This window comes from Lysobacter sp., assembly GCA_013141175.1.
In the GTDB taxonomy this organism is placed as follows: domain Bacteria; phylum Pseudomonadota; class Gammaproteobacteria; order Xanthomonadales; family Xanthomonadaceae; genus Lysobacter_I.
In genome coordinates, this window is the sequence record JABFRN010000001.1 from 1,909,636 (window position 1) to 1,926,955 (window position 17,320).

10 protein-coding genes are annotated in these 17,320 nt (G+C 66.0%); 4 read left to right on the forward strand and 6 right to left on the reverse strand.

Annotated elements, in window-relative coordinates:
- The first annotated feature begins 743 nt into the window (after window positions 1-743).
- Complete coding sequence (locus HOP03_08550) at window positions 744-1,010, forward strand: hypothetical protein (GenBank protein ID NOT88220.1); 267 nt, start codon at window positions 744-746, stop codon at window positions 1,008-1,010.
- A gap of 131 nt (window positions 1,011-1,141) precedes the next feature.
- On the opposite strand, the gene HOP03_08555 is transcribed toward HOP03_08550, so the two are convergent.
- Window positions 1,142-2,629, reverse strand: coding sequence for an FAD-dependent oxidoreductase (locus HOP03_08555; protein ID NOT88221.1), 1,488 nt, complete (start codon window positions 2,627-2,629; stop codon window positions 1,142-1,144).
- On the reverse strand, window positions 2,626-7,134 hold the full coding sequence (gene gltB / locus HOP03_08560; protein NOT88222.1) for a glutamate synthase large subunit: 4,509 nt from the start codon (window positions 7,132-7,134) through the stop codon (window positions 2,626-2,628). The genes HOP03_08555 and gltB overlap by 4 nt, the downstream gene beginning before the upstream one ends.
- A 110-nt stretch (window positions 7,135-7,244) precedes the next feature.
- On the opposite strand from gltB, the gene HOP03_08565 reads away from it, so the two are divergent.
- Window positions 7,245-8,615 carry a TCR/Tet family MFS transporter gene (locus HOP03_08565; GenBank protein ID NOT88223.1) on the forward strand — a complete coding sequence of 457 codons (1,371 nt, stop codon included), beginning with the start codon at window positions 7,245-7,247 and terminating at the stop codon, window positions 8,613-8,615.
- A 138-nt stretch (window positions 8,616-8,753) separates the two neighbouring features.
- On the opposite strand, the gene HOP03_08570 is transcribed toward HOP03_08565, so the two are convergent.
- From HOP03_08570 to HOP03_08580, 3 genes are all read right to left on the reverse strand, one after another.
- Window positions 8,754-9,191: a barstar family protein gene (locus HOP03_08570; GenBank protein NOT88224.1), complete on the reverse strand. Its 438-nt coding sequence runs from the start codon at window positions 9,189-9,191 to the stop codon at window positions 8,754-8,756.
- On the reverse strand, window positions 9,188-9,538 hold the full coding sequence (locus HOP03_08575) for a ribonuclease (GenBank protein ID NOT88225.1): 351 nt from the start codon (window positions 9,536-9,538) through the stop codon (window positions 9,188-9,190). Before HOP03_08575 ends, HOP03_08570 begins: the two co-directional genes overlap by 4 nt.
- Before the next feature lie 316 nt (window positions 9,539-9,854).
- Window positions 9,855-10,244, reverse strand: a complete 390-nt coding sequence (locus HOP03_08580) for a hypothetical protein (GenBank protein NOT88226.1) — start codon at window positions 10,242-10,244, stop codon at window positions 9,855-9,857.
- A 276-nt stretch (window positions 10,245-10,520) separates the two neighbouring features.
- Here HOP03_08580 and HOP03_08585 point away from each other — a divergent pair, with 276 nt between their 5' ends.
- Complete coding sequence (locus tag HOP03_08585) at window positions 10,521-10,910, forward strand: BlaI/MecI/CopY family transcriptional regulator (protein ID NOT88227.1); 390 nt, start codon at window positions 10,521-10,523, stop codon at window positions 10,908-10,910.
- The gene (locus HOP03_08590; protein NOT88228.1) at window positions 10,907-13,255 is read left to right on the forward strand and encodes a M56 family metallopeptidase; all 2,349 of its coding nucleotides are present in this window, start codon (window positions 10,907-10,909) and stop codon (window positions 13,253-13,255) included. Before HOP03_08585 ends, HOP03_08590 begins: the two co-directional genes overlap by 4 nt.
- Window positions 13,256-13,339: 84 nt before the next feature.
- Here HOP03_08590 and HOP03_08595 read toward each other — a convergent pair whose 3' ends face one another.
- Entirely contained in the window at window positions 13,340-17,008 is a 3,669-nt protein-coding gene (locus tag HOP03_08595; protein NOT88229.1) for an indolepyruvate ferredoxin oxidoreductase family protein, read from the reverse strand.
- Between the last annotated feature and the right edge of the window lie 312 nt (window positions 17,009-17,320).

Sequence of the window (17,320 nt, forward strand, 5' to 3'; positions counted from 1 at the left end):
TGGCAACACCCGTCACGGGAGCGCTGCTTGGCGGCAGTGATTTGAAGGTGACTGCCGGAATACGTGTCGTATTGCTGATGTGCCGTCTACCGGTTCATCGGGGCGTACCGGGATCGGATGCGCCGCGCGGTCTCATGAAGCGCAACGGGAGGCCGCAGTCGGCCTGTATTCGACAAGGCTGACGACATGCGTCGCGAAGGCTTCCCTGCGGATTCGAGAACTCCACGAACATACCGCCATGCTATAGGCCGACGACAACGAAGTCGGTGCGCCAGCGCACCGATCTTAGACTTGCGCTGCAAGGACATGTTCGCCTTGCGACCCTGGGGTAAAAACGCCTGTCGCGAAAGGCCGTAAAGCGGAGTCCGCGAAGCGGATTCCCCTTTTTTCGATGCCCGCCATGATTGAGTTTCGAAATGGCGAATGTGTCGTGATGGCGTGATCGCCTATGGCGGTTACTCCTTGCGTGACTTCCCAACAGGCGATGGATGGGCCGGCGACTTCGTGTTCACCGCCGACGATAGGGCGCATGACGTTTCGCGTATGCACCCTGCAAAAGCGGGGTCTTTGGCGTGCTGTCTGTGAGATAGCAGTCACAAGTGCTGCATCCGTTCGTCCGAAAACCCCCGTTTTTCTTGACATTCTGGTCGTTTTGGAACATCCCATTAATTACGCACAGGAATGCGCAAACGGACCGCAGACGCGACGCACGGTCCCGATAACCATCAGGAGGATTCATGGCCATGCCTGCTCTCTCCCTTACCTTCCTTCGTCTCCGCCTGCGCGACCGTATCGCGCTCGCGGCTCTCTTCATGCTGGCCTTTGTCCTGCCGGCGCATGCGCAAGTCTGCAACACGCCCAATCTGGCGCGCAGCGCCACGGCTACCGCGCAGACCACGTATCCCGGTTACAGCGCCGCGCGGACGAACGACGGCGATCGCAGCACCGCACTGGGCGGTGGCGCCAAGGCCTGTAACCCGCACAAACCGGCGTGCTGGAGCACGACCTAAACCGACCGAAATGTTCTGAGTAGGGCGCGCCCTGGCGCGCCGGATGCGAGCGACGCAAGACTTGCCGTCGAGCGACCGTGTAACGACCCAGCAACTTCTGCACAAGTCAGGCGACAACCCCCTTTTGCTGATCAGCCCAGAAACCTCACGATACTCGCCGCCGCATCCCTGCCTTCCTGCACCGCAGTGACGACAAGGTCCGCGCCGCGCACGCCATCGCCACCGGCGAAGACGTTCGCGTTCGCGGTCTGGTAGGGATAGACCGGGTTCGCGGGATCGATGCGCAGAGGGTGGTGCGGCGGCGGTGCCGGAAACACTTTCACCCGGCCGTCGTCGTGCAGCGCGATGCCGTGCGCGGCGAGCCAGGCGGGCGGATCGGGCTGGAAGCCGAAGGCGATGATGACGATGTCGGCGTCGAGCTCGGTCTCGCTGCCGGGCAGCTGTTCCGGGCGACGGCGACCGCGCGCGTCGGGTTCGCCAAGACGCGTTTCGGCGACGCGCACCGCGCGGACATGGCCATCGCCGTCGTCGAGCAATTCAAGCGGCGCGCGCTGGAACAGGAACTGCACGCCTTCTTCGCGCGCGTTCGCGACTTCGCGCGCGGAGCCCGGCATGCTGGCTTCGTCGCGGCGATAGACGCAGCTGACCTGCGCCGAGCCGAGCCGCACCGCGCTGCGCACGCAATCCATGCCGGTGTCGCCGCCGCCGAGCACGACCACGCGTTTGTCGCGCAGGTCGGGCAGTCGCACCTGATCTTCCCAACCGGCGATGGGCCGGCCGGCGACATCGTGTTCGCCCACCACGATGCGTCCGTTCTGCACCAGGAACGGCAGCGCCGGCAGCACATTGCGCAGGTCCTGCCCGGGCAGGCCGCCATCGGTGTAGCGATAACTGCCCAGACCGAGGAACACCGCGTCGAATTCGGCGAGCAGCGTGTCCATCGTGATGTCGCCACCGATCTCCACGCCGAGGCGGAACTCGACGCCCATGCCTTCGAGCGTGGTACGCCGCGTTGCGATCACCGCTTTGTCGAGCTTGAAACTGGGAATGCCGAACTGCAGCAGGCCGCCGATCTGTTCGTATCGGTCGAACACCACCGCCTGCACGCCCGCGCGCGCGAGCCTGTCGGCGCAGGCGAGACCGGCGGGGCCGGCGCCGACGATCGCGACGCGCTTGCCGGTGGGCTGCGCGGCGGAGACATCGGGCTGCCAACCTTCGGCCAGCGCCTTGTCGACGATGTATTTTTCGACCGCACCGATGGTGACCGCACCGAAGCCATCGTTGAGCGTGCACGCGCCTTCGCACAGACGATCCTGCGGACATACGCGTCCGCAGATCTCGGGCAGTGGATTGGTTTCGTGACACAGCGTCGCCGCCTCGTGCACGCGGCCTTCGCGCGCGAGTTCCAGCCACTGCGGAATGTAGTTGTGCAGCGGGCAGCCCCAGCTGCAGTACGGATTGCCGCAATCGAGACAGCGCGAGGCCTGCTTCTTCGCCTCGGCTTCCTCGAAGCGGCCGTACAGTTCGTGCCAATCGCCCTGCTGGCGCAGATCCAGCGCCACGCGCTCGGGCATCTGCCGCTGCGATTGCAGAAACGCCTGCGGGGTTTTCTTGCTCATGCGGCTCTCCGCAATGTTTCGCCCAGCGTCTCGATGCTCACGGCCTTGGGCTTCACCAGCCAGAACTTGCCGAGGTGGTCGCGGAAGTTGTCGATGATGCCCTGCGCGTACACGCTGCCGGTGTGGCGCACATGGGTTTCGAGCAGATCGAGCAGATGCGAGCGATGGTGCTCGAATCCCTCCGAGTTGATGCGCAGGATATCGATCAGTTCATGGTTGTAGCGGTCGACGAAATCGCGGTCGCGGTCGAGCACGTAAGCCATGCCGCCGGTGAAGCCGGCGCCGAAGTTCAGGCCGGTGCGGCCGAGTACCGCGACCACGCCGCCGGTCATGTATTCGCAGCAGTGATCGCCCGCGCCTTCGACCACCGCAAGCGCGCCGGAATTGCGCACCGCGAAGCGTTCGCCCGCGCGGCCTGCGGCATACAGTTCGCCGCCGGTGGCGCCGTAGAGGCAGGTGTTGCCGAGGATCGGCGACTCGTGCGCGATGTAGCGCGCGGTGCGCGGCGGGCGGATCACGATGCGGCCATCGGCCATGCCCTTGCCGACGTAATCGTTGGCCTCGCCTTCGAGATCCAGCTGCAGGCCGCCGGCGAGGAACGCGCCGAAGCTCTGCCCGGCGCTGCCGTCGAAATGCAGGGCGATGGGTCTGTCGTGCATGCCGTGGTTGCCGTGCGCGCGCGCGATGCGTCCGGACAGGCGCGCGCCGATGCTGCGGTCGGTGTTGCGGATGTCGTAACGCAGCGGCGTGTCGAACGCCTGGTTGCCGCGCTTGTGTGCGATCGCATCCGCGAGATCCGTTTCCAACTGCGCGGCCAGGCCGGTCGGCGCCGGCTGCGGCGCGCGCACGCCGCAGTGTCCGCCTGCGGTGAGGCCTTCGTGCGCAAGCAGCGGCGACAGATCCAGCAGGCGATGAACGGGCAGCGTGCCTTCGGTCTGCTGCAGCAATTCGGTGTGGCCGACGATCTCTTCGATCGTGCGTGCGCCCAGCTGCGCGAGATAGCCGCGCACTTCCTCGGCAAGGCCACGGAAGAAATTCTCGACGCGCTCGGGCAGGCCGGTGAAATGATCGGCGCGCAGCGTGTCGTCCTGGGTGGCGACGCCGGTGGCGCAGTTGTTGAGATGGCAGATGCGCAGGTACTTGCAGCCCAGCGCGATCATCGGCGCGGTGCCGAAGCCGAACGATTCGGCGCCGAGCAGCGCGGCCTTGATCACATCGAGGCCGGTCTTCATGCCGCCATCGGCCTGCACGATCACGCGGTCGCGCAGCCCGTTCGCGATCAGCGACTGCCGCGCTTCCGACAGGCCCAGTTCCCACGGCGTGCCGGCGTAGCGGATCGAGGAGATCGGGCTGGCGCCGGTGCCGCCGTCGTGGCCGGAAATGGTGATCAGATCGGCGCCGGCTTTCGCCACACCACTGGCAATGGTGCCGACGCCCGCATGCGCGACCAGCTTCACCGAGATCAGCGCCTCGGGATTGACCTGGCGCAGATCGAAGATCAACTGCGCGAGATCTTCGATCGAATAGATGTCGTGATGCGGCGGCGGCGAGATCAGGCCGATGCCCGGCCGCGCGTAGCGCAGGCGCGCGATCAACGCGTTGACCTTGTGCCCCGGCAGCTGGCCGCCTTCGCCGGGCTTGGCGCCCTGCGCGACCTTGATCTGCAGCACTTCGGCGTTGACCAGATACTCGGGCGTCACCCCGAAGCGGCCGGACGCGACCTGCTTGATCTTCGAGACCTTGCCGGTGCCGTAGCGCAGCGGGTCTTCGCCGCCCTCGCCGGAATTGCTGCGCCCGCCGAGACGGTTCATCGCGATCGCCAGGGCTTCGTGCGCTTCCGGCGACAGCGCGCCGAGGCTCATCGCGGCGGTGTCGAAGCGTTTGACGATGCTTTCGACCGGTTCCACTTCGTCGAGCGGAATCGCATGCGTCTTCGAGGTGTCGAACGCGAGCAGATCGCGCAGCGCTGCGGGCGGGCGCGAATTCACCGCGTCGGCGTAGGCGTTCCAATCCTCGCGCAGGCCGCTGCGCACCGCGCGCTGCAGGGTGACGACCACATCGGGGTTGTACTGGTGGTATTCGCCGTTCGGCGTGTACTGCAGCAGGCCGCCGATATCCGGCAGCACGTTGTTGTCCCAGGCGCGTTCGGCGATGCGGACGGTTTCTTCCTGCAGAGATGCGAACGTGGCGCCACCGATGCGCGAGGGCGTGCCGGTGAAGCACAGGTCGACGACTTCGCGATCCAGGCCGACGATCTCGAACAATTGCCCGCCGCGATAGCTGCCGATGGTGGCGATGCCCATCTTCGAGATGATCTTGAGCAGGCCTTTCTTGATGCCGCGACGGTAGCTGCGACCGATCTGCGTCGCTTCGCCGTGCTTGGTCTTGAGGATGCCGCGCTCGCCGAGATCGTGCAGCGTCTGATAGGCGAGATACGGATAGATCGCGGTCGCGCCATAGCCGAGCAGGCAGGCGAAATGATGCGGATCGCGCGCGGTGCCGGTTTCGACGATCAGGTTCGATGCGCAGCGCAGGCCGAGCCGCACCAGATGCTGATGCACCGCGCCGGTGGCGAGCAATGCGTGCACCAGCAGATGATCGCGACGCGGGCGGCGGTCGGTGATGATCAGCAGCTTCACGCCGGCGCGCGCGGCGGCTTCGGCATCCGCGCACAGCCGCAGCAGCGCGGCGCGCAGGCCTTCCTCTGCGCTGAAATTCAGGTCGAGATAGCGGTGCGAATCGCGGAACGCCGGCAGCGTCAGCAGCTGCCGCTGCTTGCGCTGCGACAGCACCGGCGAGTTCAGCATCACGTGCGCCACCTGCTCGGGACCGTCGACGAAGATGTTGCCTTCCTCGCCGATCTGCGTGCCGAGCGACATCACGCAGTCTTCGCGCAACGAGTCGATCGGCGGATTGGTCACCTGCGCGAACGCCTGGCGGAAGCGGTCGTACAGCGGGCGGACGTGGCCCGACAGCGCCGCCATCGGCACGTCGTCGCCCATCGAGCCCACCGCTTCCTGTTCGGTTTCGGCCAGCGGGCGCAGGATCTGTTCGCGTTCCTCGCGGGTGAGCTGGAAGAGTTTCTGGAAACCGGACAACGTGCTCGCGTCGAACGGTGCCGCGGTGAGATTCGGGTCGACCAGTTCGGTGTGCAGGTAGGTCATGCCCTGCTTGAGCCATTGCTTGTACGGCGCGCGCGCGCGGTTGATGCCGTCGATCGCCTCGGAATCCAGCAGGCGGCCGGTCTGCAGGTCGGCGGCGATCATCTGCCCGGGGCCGAGTTTGCCCTTGGCGAGGATGCGCGGCGTCTCGACATCCCACACGCCGGCTTCGGACGCGACCATGAACACGCGGTCGTCGCTCAGCTGCCAGCGCGCGGGGCGCAGGCCGTTGCGGTCGACGGTGCAGGCGGCGTAGCGGCCATCGAACGCGACGATGCCGGCCGGGCCATCCCACGGTTCGCTGTTGATCGCGTAGTACTCGTAGAACGCGAGCAGGTCGGCGTCCTTGTATTCCAGCGATTGGGTCGCCGGTGGAATCAACAGACGCAGCGCCTTGAGCAGATCCATGCCGCCGGCCTGCAGCAGTTCCAGCATCGAGTCGAGACTCTGCGAATCGGAGCCATCCGTCTCGATCACCGGATCGAATTCGGAGGGATTCAGCGTATCGGTGCGCCACACGTGCGCGCGCGCCTGCGCCCAGATGCGGTTGCCGGCGATGGTGTTGATCTCGCCGTTGTGGGCGAGCAGCCGGAACGGCTGCGCCAGCGGCCAGCGCGGACTGGTGTTGGTGGAGAAGCGCTGATGGAACACCACCGCGCTGCTCGCCAGTTCCGGACGCTGCAGATCGGGATACAGCTGCGGCAGGTATTGCGGCAGCACCATGCCCTTGTAGCCGATGCTGTTCGCCGAGAGGCTGACCACATGCAGCCCGGGCACGTCGCGCAGCTGCTGCTCGGCGCGGCGGCGCGCGAGATACAGCGCATGGGCGAAGGCATCGCGGGTCATCCGCGCGCCTTCGACATCCAGCACCGGCACCACGAACAGTTGTTCGATCGCCGGCATCGTCGCTTTCGCCAGTTCGCCGCAGACCGAGGCGTCGGTCGGGACGTTGCGCCAGCCGGAGACGGCCAGGCCGACTTCGCGCAGCGCCTGCGAGAAGGTGCTGTGGATGCGCTCGATGGCGTTGTCGCCGTGCGGCATGAATACGATGCCAGAGGCGTAGCGCTGGCCCAGAGCGATGCCGGATTCGGCCGCGAGCGCGCGCAGGAAGGCATCGGGGGTTTTCATCAGCAGGCCGCAGCCGTCGCCGGACAGGCCGTCGGCGGCGACACCGCCGCGATGGGTCATGCGGGCGAGGGCGTCGAGCGCCTGTTTCACCAGCCCGGCACCGGGTTTGTCGTCGAGATGGGCGATCAGGCCGAAACCGCAGGCATCGCGCTCGTCGCGCGGATCGTAGAGACCGTGGTCGTGATGCGGACGGCAGCCGCGTTGGTCGCTTTCCATCGGAAGAACTCCGGGAACAGAACGTGGGGAGAACGTGGGGCGACAACCGCTCCCGCAGACCCGTGGGGTCCGCGTGTCCCGTGTCGCTGGATGACCCGACTAAAGCACAAATGCTGCACTGCGACAACTGGCCGCTGCCCGGTGCCGGTTCCCGGCGACGGTCGGGTGGTCGGGGGCGGGTTAGACTGCGGCCCTCGCTCGTCAGCTGCCCCCACTCCGTGAACAATCCCCTCGTTGGCGCCAAGCGTCAGGCCGCGCTCGTGTTCATCTTCATCACCGTACTGATCGACGTGCTGGCGTTCGGCGTGATCATTCCGGTGCTGCCGCATCTGGTGCAGACCTTCGTCGGCGGCGACCAGTCGCAGGCGGCGTACTGGGTGGGTGCGTTCAGCACCGCGTTCGCGATCGTGCAGTTCTTCAGCGCCCCGATCCAGGGCGCGCTGTCCGACCGCTACGGGCGACGGCCGGTGATCCTGCTGTCGTGCCTGGGGCTGGGGATCGATTTCATCTTCATGGCGCTGGCGCCGAATCTCGCCTGGCTGTTCGTCGGCCGGCTGATTTCGGCGGTCACCTCGGCCAGCTTCTCCACCGCCAACGCCTATATCGCCGACATCACCGCGCCGGAGAACCGCGCCAAGAGTTTCGGCATGATCGGCGCCGCGTTCGGCCTGGGTTTCATCGTCGGTCCGGTGATCGGCGGTCTGCTGGGCGATATCGACCATCGCCTGCCGTTCTGGTTTTCCGCCGGGCTGGCGTTGATCAACTTCGGGTACGGTCTGTTCGTGCTGCCGGAGTCGCTGCCGAAGGCGCGCCGCTCGCCCGCGTTCGACTGGGCGCACGCCAAGCCGATGGGTTCGGTGCATCTGCTGCGCGACTACCCGCAGATCTGGGGTCTGGTGGCGGTGGTGTTCCTCGCCAATTTCGCGCATTTCGTCTATCCCAGCACCTTCGTGCTGTACGCCGATGCCAGCTTCGGCTGGAAGGAAAAAGAAGCCGGTTACGTGCTGGCGGTCGTCGGCGTGCTGAGCGTGATCGTCAACGCGCTGCTGATCGGAAAGATGGTCAAGCGTCTCGGCGAGCGCCGGGCGATCCTCGTCGGCCTGAGCTGCGGCGTGATCGGTTTCCTGATCTACGGATTCGCCGGTAGCGGATGGATGTTTCTCGCGGGCCTGCCGATCAGCGCGCTGTGGGCGATCGCCACGCCATCGACGCAGGCCTTGATCACGCAGCAGGTCGGCCCCGAAGTACAGGGCCGCATCCAGGGTGCGTTGAGCAGTCTGGTATCGCTGGCGGGCATCGTCGCGCCCGCGCTGTTCGCCGGCTCGTTCGGCTACTTCATCGGCCCGCATGCGCCGGTGCGCTTGCCCGGCATCGCATTCCTGATCGCATCTGCGCTGCTGGCCTGCGCGGTGGCGGTTGCATGGCGCTATGCGCGGGCGCCTGCGGCACCGGCGTCCGCCATTGCCGATCCCGCGCTGTAGCCGCACAGCACTGTTGCCTTTGCAGGAGCGGTTGCCTTTGTAGGAGCGACGGAAGTCGCGACAAGCTGCGGATGGACTTTCTTCCGCCTGTCGCGACTTCCGTCGCTCCTGCGAAAGCCTGGTCGCTCCTGCGAAAATCTATTCGTTGATGACGGCCAGATCGCGCGTGGACACCGGCAGGAACGCCCAGAACGGCACGCGGTCTTTCGCCCAACGCTCCGCCGTCTGACTGAGGATGTCGAGCACCGTGTCGAACGTGTCCGACTCCTGCGCGCGCCAATCGGCGGTGTTCTCCAGCACCAGCACATAGCCTTCCGACGGCAACCACGACAGGTCGCCCAGGCAATCCGCCAGCGCGTCTAGGTTTTCGCCGAACCAATCGGGAAAACGCAGCACGTCCGCGATCTCGCACATCGCCGCCTCGGCATCGGCGCAGGCGCGCAGATCCACCGGCAGCACCGCGAACTGCAGCGTGCCGCCGGCTTCCACCAGCGCTTCGCGGTCGCGCGCATCGACGAAATACGCGCCGGCCTGGCTGGAGTCGGCCAGCAGGGTGCCCAATTCGATATCGCTCATCGCGGCGTCTCCCTGCCGACGGTCGCGTTGTCGTCGAGCCTGCTGTCGTCGAGCGTGAACCGCTGAAAGCGGCCGTAGTGATCGTCGGTGTAGAAGTATTCCACCGGCGGGCGACCGCCAGCGATGATCCGGCGCGCGCCGCGATCGCGCGAGCCCGGTGTTTCGACGGTGTATTCGCGGTAATAGCCGCGCGACTGCTGCGGCAGCCGGCGTTCGCGATTGCCGAACACGCCGTCGTCCTGTCGATACGGGTAGGGGCCGCCGCGTTCGATCAACCGCAGGGTGTCGATGGCTTCGGCCGGCAGGAAGGCGGGATAGGCCGCGTTCGGCGCCGTGGCGTCCACCATCGGCGGCGGTGTTTCGAGTGCCGCCGTTTCGCTCGGTGGCTGCGCGCGCGTTGCGCGCGTGGTTTCGCTGGCGACGGACGTACCGGGCCCGCTGCCGTTGGGCACGACGTCGTTCGGCGTGCGGAAGGTGGTCCACGCGAACGCTGCCAGCAGCGCCATCGCGACGACCGCCATCCACTTCGATCCCGATGTCGGATTGCGCATCGCCCGTCTCCTGCCTCGAATGAGGTCGCAGTCTAGGCCTGCGGCGGCGTCCGTGCGCTGATCCGCCTCAATAATCCGCCGCAGTGCGCCTTGTTGCCCGCTGCATGCGGCTTCAACCGCATGCGATCTCGATGATCTTTCCGTCGGCGTCCACGCGGATGTTCAGACGGTCGCCGCGGTAATCCATCGTCACCATCATGTCGGGCTCGATCACCCGCACCGTCTTCGCGCCGCTCGCGGCGATCGCCGCCTGCACCGTGCCTTCATCCGCCTTCCGGCCAACGAAGCGCTGCGCCGGCTCGGCGCTGCAGCTGGCGTCCAGGATTCCCGGCGCCACACGGATCTGTTCCTCGGGCGGCAACGGCCCGCTTTTCATCCGTGGCTTGCCGCCAGCGGCGCTTTCCCCGCCCTCATCTCCACCGGGCGGCGGTTCGTTCGATGCCACCGGCGTGCAGGCAGCGACGGACAACAACGCGAACAACGAGAGCGGGAACGGTGACATGGCAGCTCCTCCTTGGGCGACGAAACGATCGCGACGCGGCTAAGGTAATCCATCCAAAAGACGCGGGTCTGAACGTCGGCACAGGGCCTGCACGGCGGGGTCCGGCAAGGTGCGGAAACCGACGACGATTCGCCCGGTGGATACGGATTCTGTCGATCGGGGTTGTTTCGCAGCAGTCATGAGGCGCGTTGTGCTGGCCATGACTTCCGACCCGCTTGACGGCGCGGCTTTCTTGTTCTACAACTGTAGTACGACACTTGTAGAACGAGAGCCGGCATGGCCGAAGACATCGTATTGAGCGACCTGCAGCTGGACCTGATGCGGGTGCTGTGGCGGTCCGGGGACCTGAGCGTGGCCGAGGTCACCGAGGCGCTGGCCGACCGCGATCTGGCCCACACCACGGTGGCGACGCTGCTGACCCGGCTGGAGAAGCGCGGCGCGGTGGCCGCGCGGCGCGATGGCCGGATGCTGGTCTACACCGCCAGCGTCAGCGAGGCGCAGGTGCGCCGGAACATGGTGTCGAGCCTGATCGCGCAGGTCTTCCGTGGCGACCCGAAAGCGCTGCTGGCGCATCTGGTGAACGAGCGCGAAGTGGCGCAGGGCGATCTGGAACAGGTGCGCGCTCTGCTGCAGCGCGACGATGCTGACGGGAGTGCATCGCCATGATCGAGTGGATCGAAAGTCTGTCGCTGTCGGCGTCGGCCGGCTGGCTGATCGCATTCGTGCTGCATGCCACGGTGCTGCTGTCGGCGGTGTGGGCGATCGAGCGGCTGGGCCTGCTGAAACATCCGGGTTGGGCGGAATGGGCGTGGCGGTTCGCGCTGTTCGGCGCGTTCGTCTCGGTGTCGATGGAGCTGACGCCATGGGATGCGATGCGCGCGCCGTCGATCGATGCACGGCCGACCGCCGTATCGACGCCTGCGCCCGCGGCGGAGGCCACGCCTGTCGTCGATCGTGATGTCGCGTACGGGTCGAAGCGGGAGGACGTCGCTGAAGTGGTCGCCTTCGATACCCGGACAGCTGCAGCGACGCCGACCGCCGGGCCCGCGCCGGTGGCATTGCCGATCGCAAGCGATGCGCTGTTCCTCGGACTGATGCTGTGGTTGTCGGGCACGGTGCTGCTGTTCGTGCGAGTCATGTGCCAGGCGCTGGGGCTGCTGCGCCTGCGCCGACGGCTGGTGCACGCGGGCGTGCCTGCGGGCGTGGAACTGCAGCGCACGATGCAGAGGCTCGTGCAGGAGATGCATGTCCGCGCGCCGACACTGCGCGTGCTGTCGGGACTGACCAGTCCGCTGGTGTTGCCCGGTGCGGTGCTGTTGCCGCGCTGGGCCGAAGGGCTGGATGCGCGCCAGCAGTGCGCGATGCTGGCGCATGAACTCGCGCACCTGCGTCGTCGCGATCCGCTCTGGCGGCCGTTGCAGCGTCTGGCGCTGGTGCCGCTGTTCTTCCACCCGCTGGCATGGCACGCAGTGCGTCGCCTCGAAACCCTGGCCGAAACGCTGTGCGATGCGGCGGCAGTGGAGCGCAGCGGCAATGGCCGGCATCTCGCCGAATGTCTCGCCGAATGCCTGGCGAGAAGCGCGGACCCCTACAACACCGATCATCGCGGCGCAGGCTGGGCGCTGGCGATGGCCGAACGCAGCGGCGGCATCGTCGACCGCGTGCGCACACTCCTGGAGAACTCGCAGATGAAATTTTCGACGATTCCGAAACGCTGGCGCTGGACCGCAGCCGTGTGCGCGATCCTGGCGTTGATCGCATTGCCCGGCGTCATGGTGGTGTCGCGGCCCGGCGTGTTGCCGGAGTTGCTCGATCACCACAGGCTTGCGGATGCGGTCTGGCAGCATGCGCTGTCGATCACCATCCGCAACAACGGCGACACCATGACGATCCGTTCGTCCGCGCCGGCGCCGGGAGAAACCCTGCGCGCGACGATCGACGGAGACGTGGCGTTCAACGCAGAGGAAAGCGACGTCGCGCGCATGGGGCCGGGTGCCGTCTTCGAGATCGAGCAGCGTCGAGGCGGGGTCACGCGCAGTCTGCGCATGGTGCCCGGCAAGAACGGCCCGGTGCGCGAATACACCGTCGGCGGCATCGCCAGGACCTTCGATGCCGAGGCGAAAGCGTGGTTGTCGACAGCGATTCCCGATGTCTATCGCGTCAGCGGTCTGCAAGCCGAAGCGCGCGCGAAACGCATCCTCGCGCGCGGCGGTGCGGCGGCGCTGCTGGATGAGATCGGCATGCTCAAACACGATTTCGCGCGCGCGGCCTATCTCGGCCAGTTCTTCGCGCAGGCGCAGCCGGATCAGGCGCAGATGACGAAAGCGTACGCGTTGATGCGCGACATCGGATCCGATTTCGAGAAGCGCCGCGCGCTGGATACGGCGCTGGTGCGCCCGAGGCTGGAGCCAGAACACCAGGTGGCATTGCTGTCCATCGCGGCGACGATCGATTCGGATTTCGAGTGCGCGGAGTGGTTGATCGAAGCCGCCGGAAAACTGCCGGTGAACGACGCCAGCGCCGCCGAATGGTCGCGCGTGTTGCGCGGACTGGACAGCGATTTCGAGCGCAGGCGCGCATTGGTCGCGGTGATCGAGGACGGCACGCCGCGCGTCGGGGCGGCAGCGCTCGCACTGCAGTCGATGCAGGGGATGGACAGCGATTTCGAGCAGCGCTCCGTTCTGGAAGCCGCATCCAGGACCGGCATCGCCCTGCAGGACAGCGATTATCTCGCGGTGGTCGAAGCGTTGGCGTCCGATTTCGAGCGGCGCGAAGCGCTGGTGGCGTTGATCCGCAGTACGACGCCGGATGTCGCGCGCAGCCAGGGCATCCTGCGCAGCGTGCGCGGCATGTCCTCCGATTTCGAACGCAGCGAAGTGCTCAAAGCGCTGGCCAGCGCGATGCCGCACGACGTGGCGCTGATCGAGGATTACCGCGCGGTCACCCGCGGCATGTCCGATGTCGAGCGTGCGCAATCCGAGAAGGCGCTGGACCGGTTTTATCCAGGTTGATGCTTGCGGAACAGGAATGAACGAAGACCGCGATTTCCCGGGGTCTTCTGTTGTCGACCGGCTGCTTGAACGCGCGGCTTCGCGTCATGCATTGAATTTCTGCAGCAACTCCACCTCGCGCGCCTTCGCCTTGTGCAGATGTGCTTCCTTCACGTGGCCATAGCCGCGGATGTGCTCGGGAATGCTGGCGATCTCGGTGGCCAGCGCGACGTTGCCGGCATCGAGCTTGTCGAGCAGCAGTTTGACGGTCGCGAAATAGTCCTCGATCAGCTGGCGCTCCATTTTGCGTTCTTCGGTGCGGCCGAAAATATCGAACGCACCGCCGCGCAGGAAGCGCAGCTTGGCCATGAGCTTGAATGCGGTGAACACCCAGGGACCGTATTCCTTCTTGATCAGCTGGCCATCGGCGTTCTTCTTCGCCAGCAGCGGCGGCGCGAGGTTGAATTTGAGTTTGTAATCGCCCTCGAACTGCTGCGCGACCCGTTTCTGGAAATCGCCGCTGGTGTACAGGCGCGCGACTTCGTATTCGTCCTTGTACGCCATCAGCTTGAACGCGTAGCGGGCGACGGCTTCCGACAGATCGGTGGAGCCGGGCGCTTTCGCCTGTTCCGCCGCGCGTACCTTGGCGATGAAGTCGCCGTAGCGCTTCGCGTAGATGATGTCCTGGTATTCGCTGAGGAAGCTGGTGCGGCGCGCGACCACTTCGTCCAGCGAACGCGACAGGCGCGCGTCGTCCAGCGGCGCGAACCAGTCGCGATCGGTGGCGACTGCCGGCACGTGGCGCAATTCGTCGGCGCTGCGCAGTTCGGCGCTGTGCGGGTCGAGGCCGGATTCGTGGCCTTCCGACGCGGTCGGCGCCAACAGCGACAGCGCATGCGGCGTGCTTTCGGCGGCGGTCGGCGCGTTGCGCACGATGCCGGCGGCATCGATCACCGCGGGCAGATCGATGACGGCGAGCCGCCCCCAGGCGAACGCGGTCTTGTTCATTTCGATCGCAGCGCCGTTGAGTTCCACCGCGCGCATGATCGCGTCGAACGAAATCGGCACCAGTCCCTGCTGCCACGCGTAGCCGAGCATGAACAGGTTCGCGGCGATCGCATCGCCCATCAGCGCGGTGGCGATCTGCGTGGCATCGATCACCAATGGATCCGCGCCGCCGAGCGCGGTGCGCACGGCGGAGATGATGTCGGCGGCCGGAAACTGCATGTCCGGGCGCGTCGTGAACGTGCCGGGCATCGCTTCGTAGCTGTTGAGCACCACATGACTGCGGCCTTCGCGGATCTTCGACAGCGCCCAGTAGTCGTTGACCACCACCATGTCGCAGCCCAGCACGAGGTCGGCTTCGCCTGCGGCGATCCGCACCGCATGGATGTCTTCGGGTTTGGCGGCGATGCGGATGTGGGTGGTGACCGCACCGCCTTTCTGCGCAAGACCGGTCTGGTCGAGCACGGTCGCGCCCTTGTGTTCGAGATGTCCGGCCATGCCCAGCAGCGCGCCGATCGTGACTACGCCGGTGCCGCCGACGCCGGTGATCAGGATGTTCCAGGGCTTGTCGAGCGCGCTTGCGAAGGTCGGCATCGGCAGGTCGGTGAGGCGGTCCGCGTTGCTGGCCTTCTTGCCTTTCTTCAGCTGGCCGCCGTGCACGGTGACGAAGCTCGGGCAGAAGCCTTCGACGCAGCTGTAATCCTTGTTGCAATTGCTCTGGTCGATGTCGCGCTTGCGGCCGTATTCGGTTTCCTTCGGCAGCACCGAGACGCAGAAACTCTTCACGCCGCAGTCGCCGCAGCCTTCGCAGACCAGCGAATTGACCAGCACGCGTTTCTGCGGATCGACGATCTTGCCGCGCTTGCGGCGCCGGCGCTTCTCGGTGGCGCAGGTCTGGTCGTAGATCAGGATGCTGGTGCCCTTCACCGTGCGCAGTTGTTTCTGCACCGCATCCAGTTCTCGGCGGTCGAAGAATTCGACGCCGGAAGGAAAGATCGATCTGTTCGACCACTTTTCGATGTCGTCGGACACGACGACGATCCTCTCGACGCCTTCGCTGCGCATCTGCTGCGCGATCTGCGGCACGCTCAGCGTGCCGTCGACCGGCTGGCCGCCGGTCATCGCGACCGCGTCGTTGTAGAGGATCTTGTAGGTGATGTTGACGCCGGCCGCGATCGACTGGCGGATCGCGAGCGAACCGCTGTGGAAATAGGTGCCGTCGCCGAGATTCTGGAAGATGTGTTCGTTGTCGGTGAATCCGGCCTGCCCGCACCAGGTCACGCCTTCGCCGCCCATGTGGGTGAAGGTGTCGGTGCTGCGGTCCATCCACGTCACCATGTAGTGACAGCCGATGCCGCCCTGCGCGCGCGAACCTTCCGGCACCTTGGTCGAAGTGTTGTGCGGACAGCCGCTGCAGTAGTGCGGCACGCGCGGGAAGTTGGCGCGCGGCAGCGCCAGTTCGCTTTCCTTCTCCTCCATCCAGCGCAGCACATCGCGGATGTGGTCGCTGGCGCTCGCTTCCAGCGGGATGAATTTCTGGATGCGACGCGCGATCACGCCGGCGATCTTGGCCGGCGTCAATTCGCCGGTCGACGGCAGGATCCATTCGCCGCTTTCGTCGTGCTTGCCGACGATGCTCGGACGGTCGCCTTCGAAGTTGTAGAACAACTCTTTCATCTGGCTTTCGATGAAGCTGAGTTTCTCTTCCACCACCACGATGTCCTGCAGGCCGCGCGCGAACGCGCGGATGCCCACCGGTTCCAGCGGCCAGGTCATGCCGATCTTGTACACGCGGATGCCCAGATCGGCGCAGGCGCGGTTGTCGAGACCGAGATACTCCAGCGCCTGCAGCACGTCGAGATAACTCTTGCCGGTGGTGACGATGCCCAGTCGCGCATTCGGCGAGTCGATCACGATGCGATCGAGTCTGTTCGCGCGCGCGAAGGCCTGCGCGGCGTTCACCGCATAGCGATGCAGGCGCATCTCCTGGTCCAGCGGCGCATCCGGCCAGCGGATGTTCAAGCCGCCCGGCGGAATCTCGAAATCGCTCGGCGTGACGATCTGCAGCGCCAGCGGATTCACGTCGACGGACGCGGACGACTCGACGGTTTCGGCGATCGTCTTGAAGCCGACCCAACGGCCGGTGTAGCGCGACATCGCCCAACCGATCAGGCCCATGTCGAGGATGTCCTGCACGCCGGCCGGATTCAGCACCGGCATCAGCGCGGACTGGAATTCGCCTTCGCTGCCGTGCGGCAAGGTCGAACTGCGGCAGGCGTGATCATCGGCGGCCAGCGCCAGCACGCCGCCGTGACGGGAAGTGCCGGCGGCGTTCGCGTGCTTGAACACGTCGCCGCAGCGATCCACGCCCGGACCCTTGCCGTACCACATGCCGAACACGCCCTCGACCTTGGCGCCCGGGAACAGGTTGGTCTGCTGGGTACCCCAGACCATGGTGGCGCCGAGGTCTTCGTTGAGACCGGGCGTGAACTTCACTCCGGCGGCTTCCAGATGCTTCTTCGCCCGCCACAGCTCCAGATCGAAGCCGCCCAGCGGGCTGCCGCGGTAACCGCTGACGAAGCCGGCGGTGTTCAGCCCGGCCGCCTGGTCGCGCAGCCGCTGCATCAGCGGCAGCCGGACCAAGGCTTGTACACCTGACAGGTAGACGCGGCCCTCCGTTCGGGTGAACTTATCGTCCAGGGTGTAATCGCGATCGACAGCGGGGGGGCTGCCGGCAGCCGGCGGATGGAGGTCGGTGGGGGTGATCATGAAGTTGGGCGTCCTGGTGCTACCGGCGCGAATGCGGCACCGGTGCTTGGCTGGCGATGTGGCGAAAGCGGGATATAGAGCGAAAATTCTAGCAGGGGCGGGAATTTGGGCGCGTGGGCCGCTTGGGGCCAGTGCTCGTCAGCCGCTTCCGGGCGACGGATCCATCGAACGGATTTCCGAATTTAAAGCGGGACGGATTTGGCACAATGGTGCAAAATGTGACTCAATGCGCAGACGATCAGTGCCCGAATCATGGATTTTTCGGTACTTGCAATTGCTTGCTGAATCAGGGGCATAGGCGTTTTCTTGCTG

What these genes read in the sequence shown, in the direction of transcription:
- HOP03_08575 (NOT88225.1), bottom strand. Translation starts at nt 9,538, where the DNA reads ATGGTGGACGCCACGGCGCCGAACGCGGCCTATCCCGCCTTCCTGCCG.
- HOP03_08585 (NOT88227.1), top strand. Translation starts at nt 10,521, where the DNA reads ATGGCCGAAGACATCGTATTGAGCGACCTGCAGCTGGACCTGATGCGG.
- HOP03_08550 (NOT88220.1), top strand. Translation starts at nt 744, where the DNA reads ATGCCTGCTCTCTCCCTTACCTTCCTTCGTCTCCGCCTGCGCGACCGT.
- HOP03_08580 (NOT88226.1), bottom strand. Translation starts at nt 10,244, where the DNA reads ATGTCACCGTTCCCGCTCTCGTTGTTCGCGTTGTTGTCCGTCGCTGCC.
- HOP03_08590 (NOT88228.1), top strand. Translation starts at nt 10,907, where the DNA reads ATGATCGAGTGGATCGAAAGTCTGTCGCTGTCGGCGTCGGCCGGCTGG.
- HOP03_08565 (NOT88223.1), top strand. Translation starts at nt 7,245, where the DNA reads ATGCTGCACTGCGACAACTGGCCGCTGCCCGGTGCCGGTTCCCGGCGA.
- HOP03_08555 (NOT88221.1), bottom strand. Translation starts at nt 2,629, where the DNA reads ATGAGCAAGAAAACCCCGCAGGCGTTTCTGCAATCGCAGCGGCAGATG.
- gltB (NOT88222.1), bottom strand. Translation starts at nt 7,134, where the DNA reads ATGGAAAGCGACCAACGCGGCTGCCGTCCGCATCACGACCACGGTCTC.
- HOP03_08595 (NOT88229.1), bottom strand. Translation starts at nt 17,008, where the DNA reads ATGATCACCCCCACCGACCTCCATCCGCCGGCTGCCGGCAGCCCCCCC.
- HOP03_08570 (NOT88224.1), bottom strand. Translation starts at nt 9,191, where the DNA reads ATGAGCGATATCGAATTGGGCACCCTGCTGGCCGACTCCAGCCAGGCC.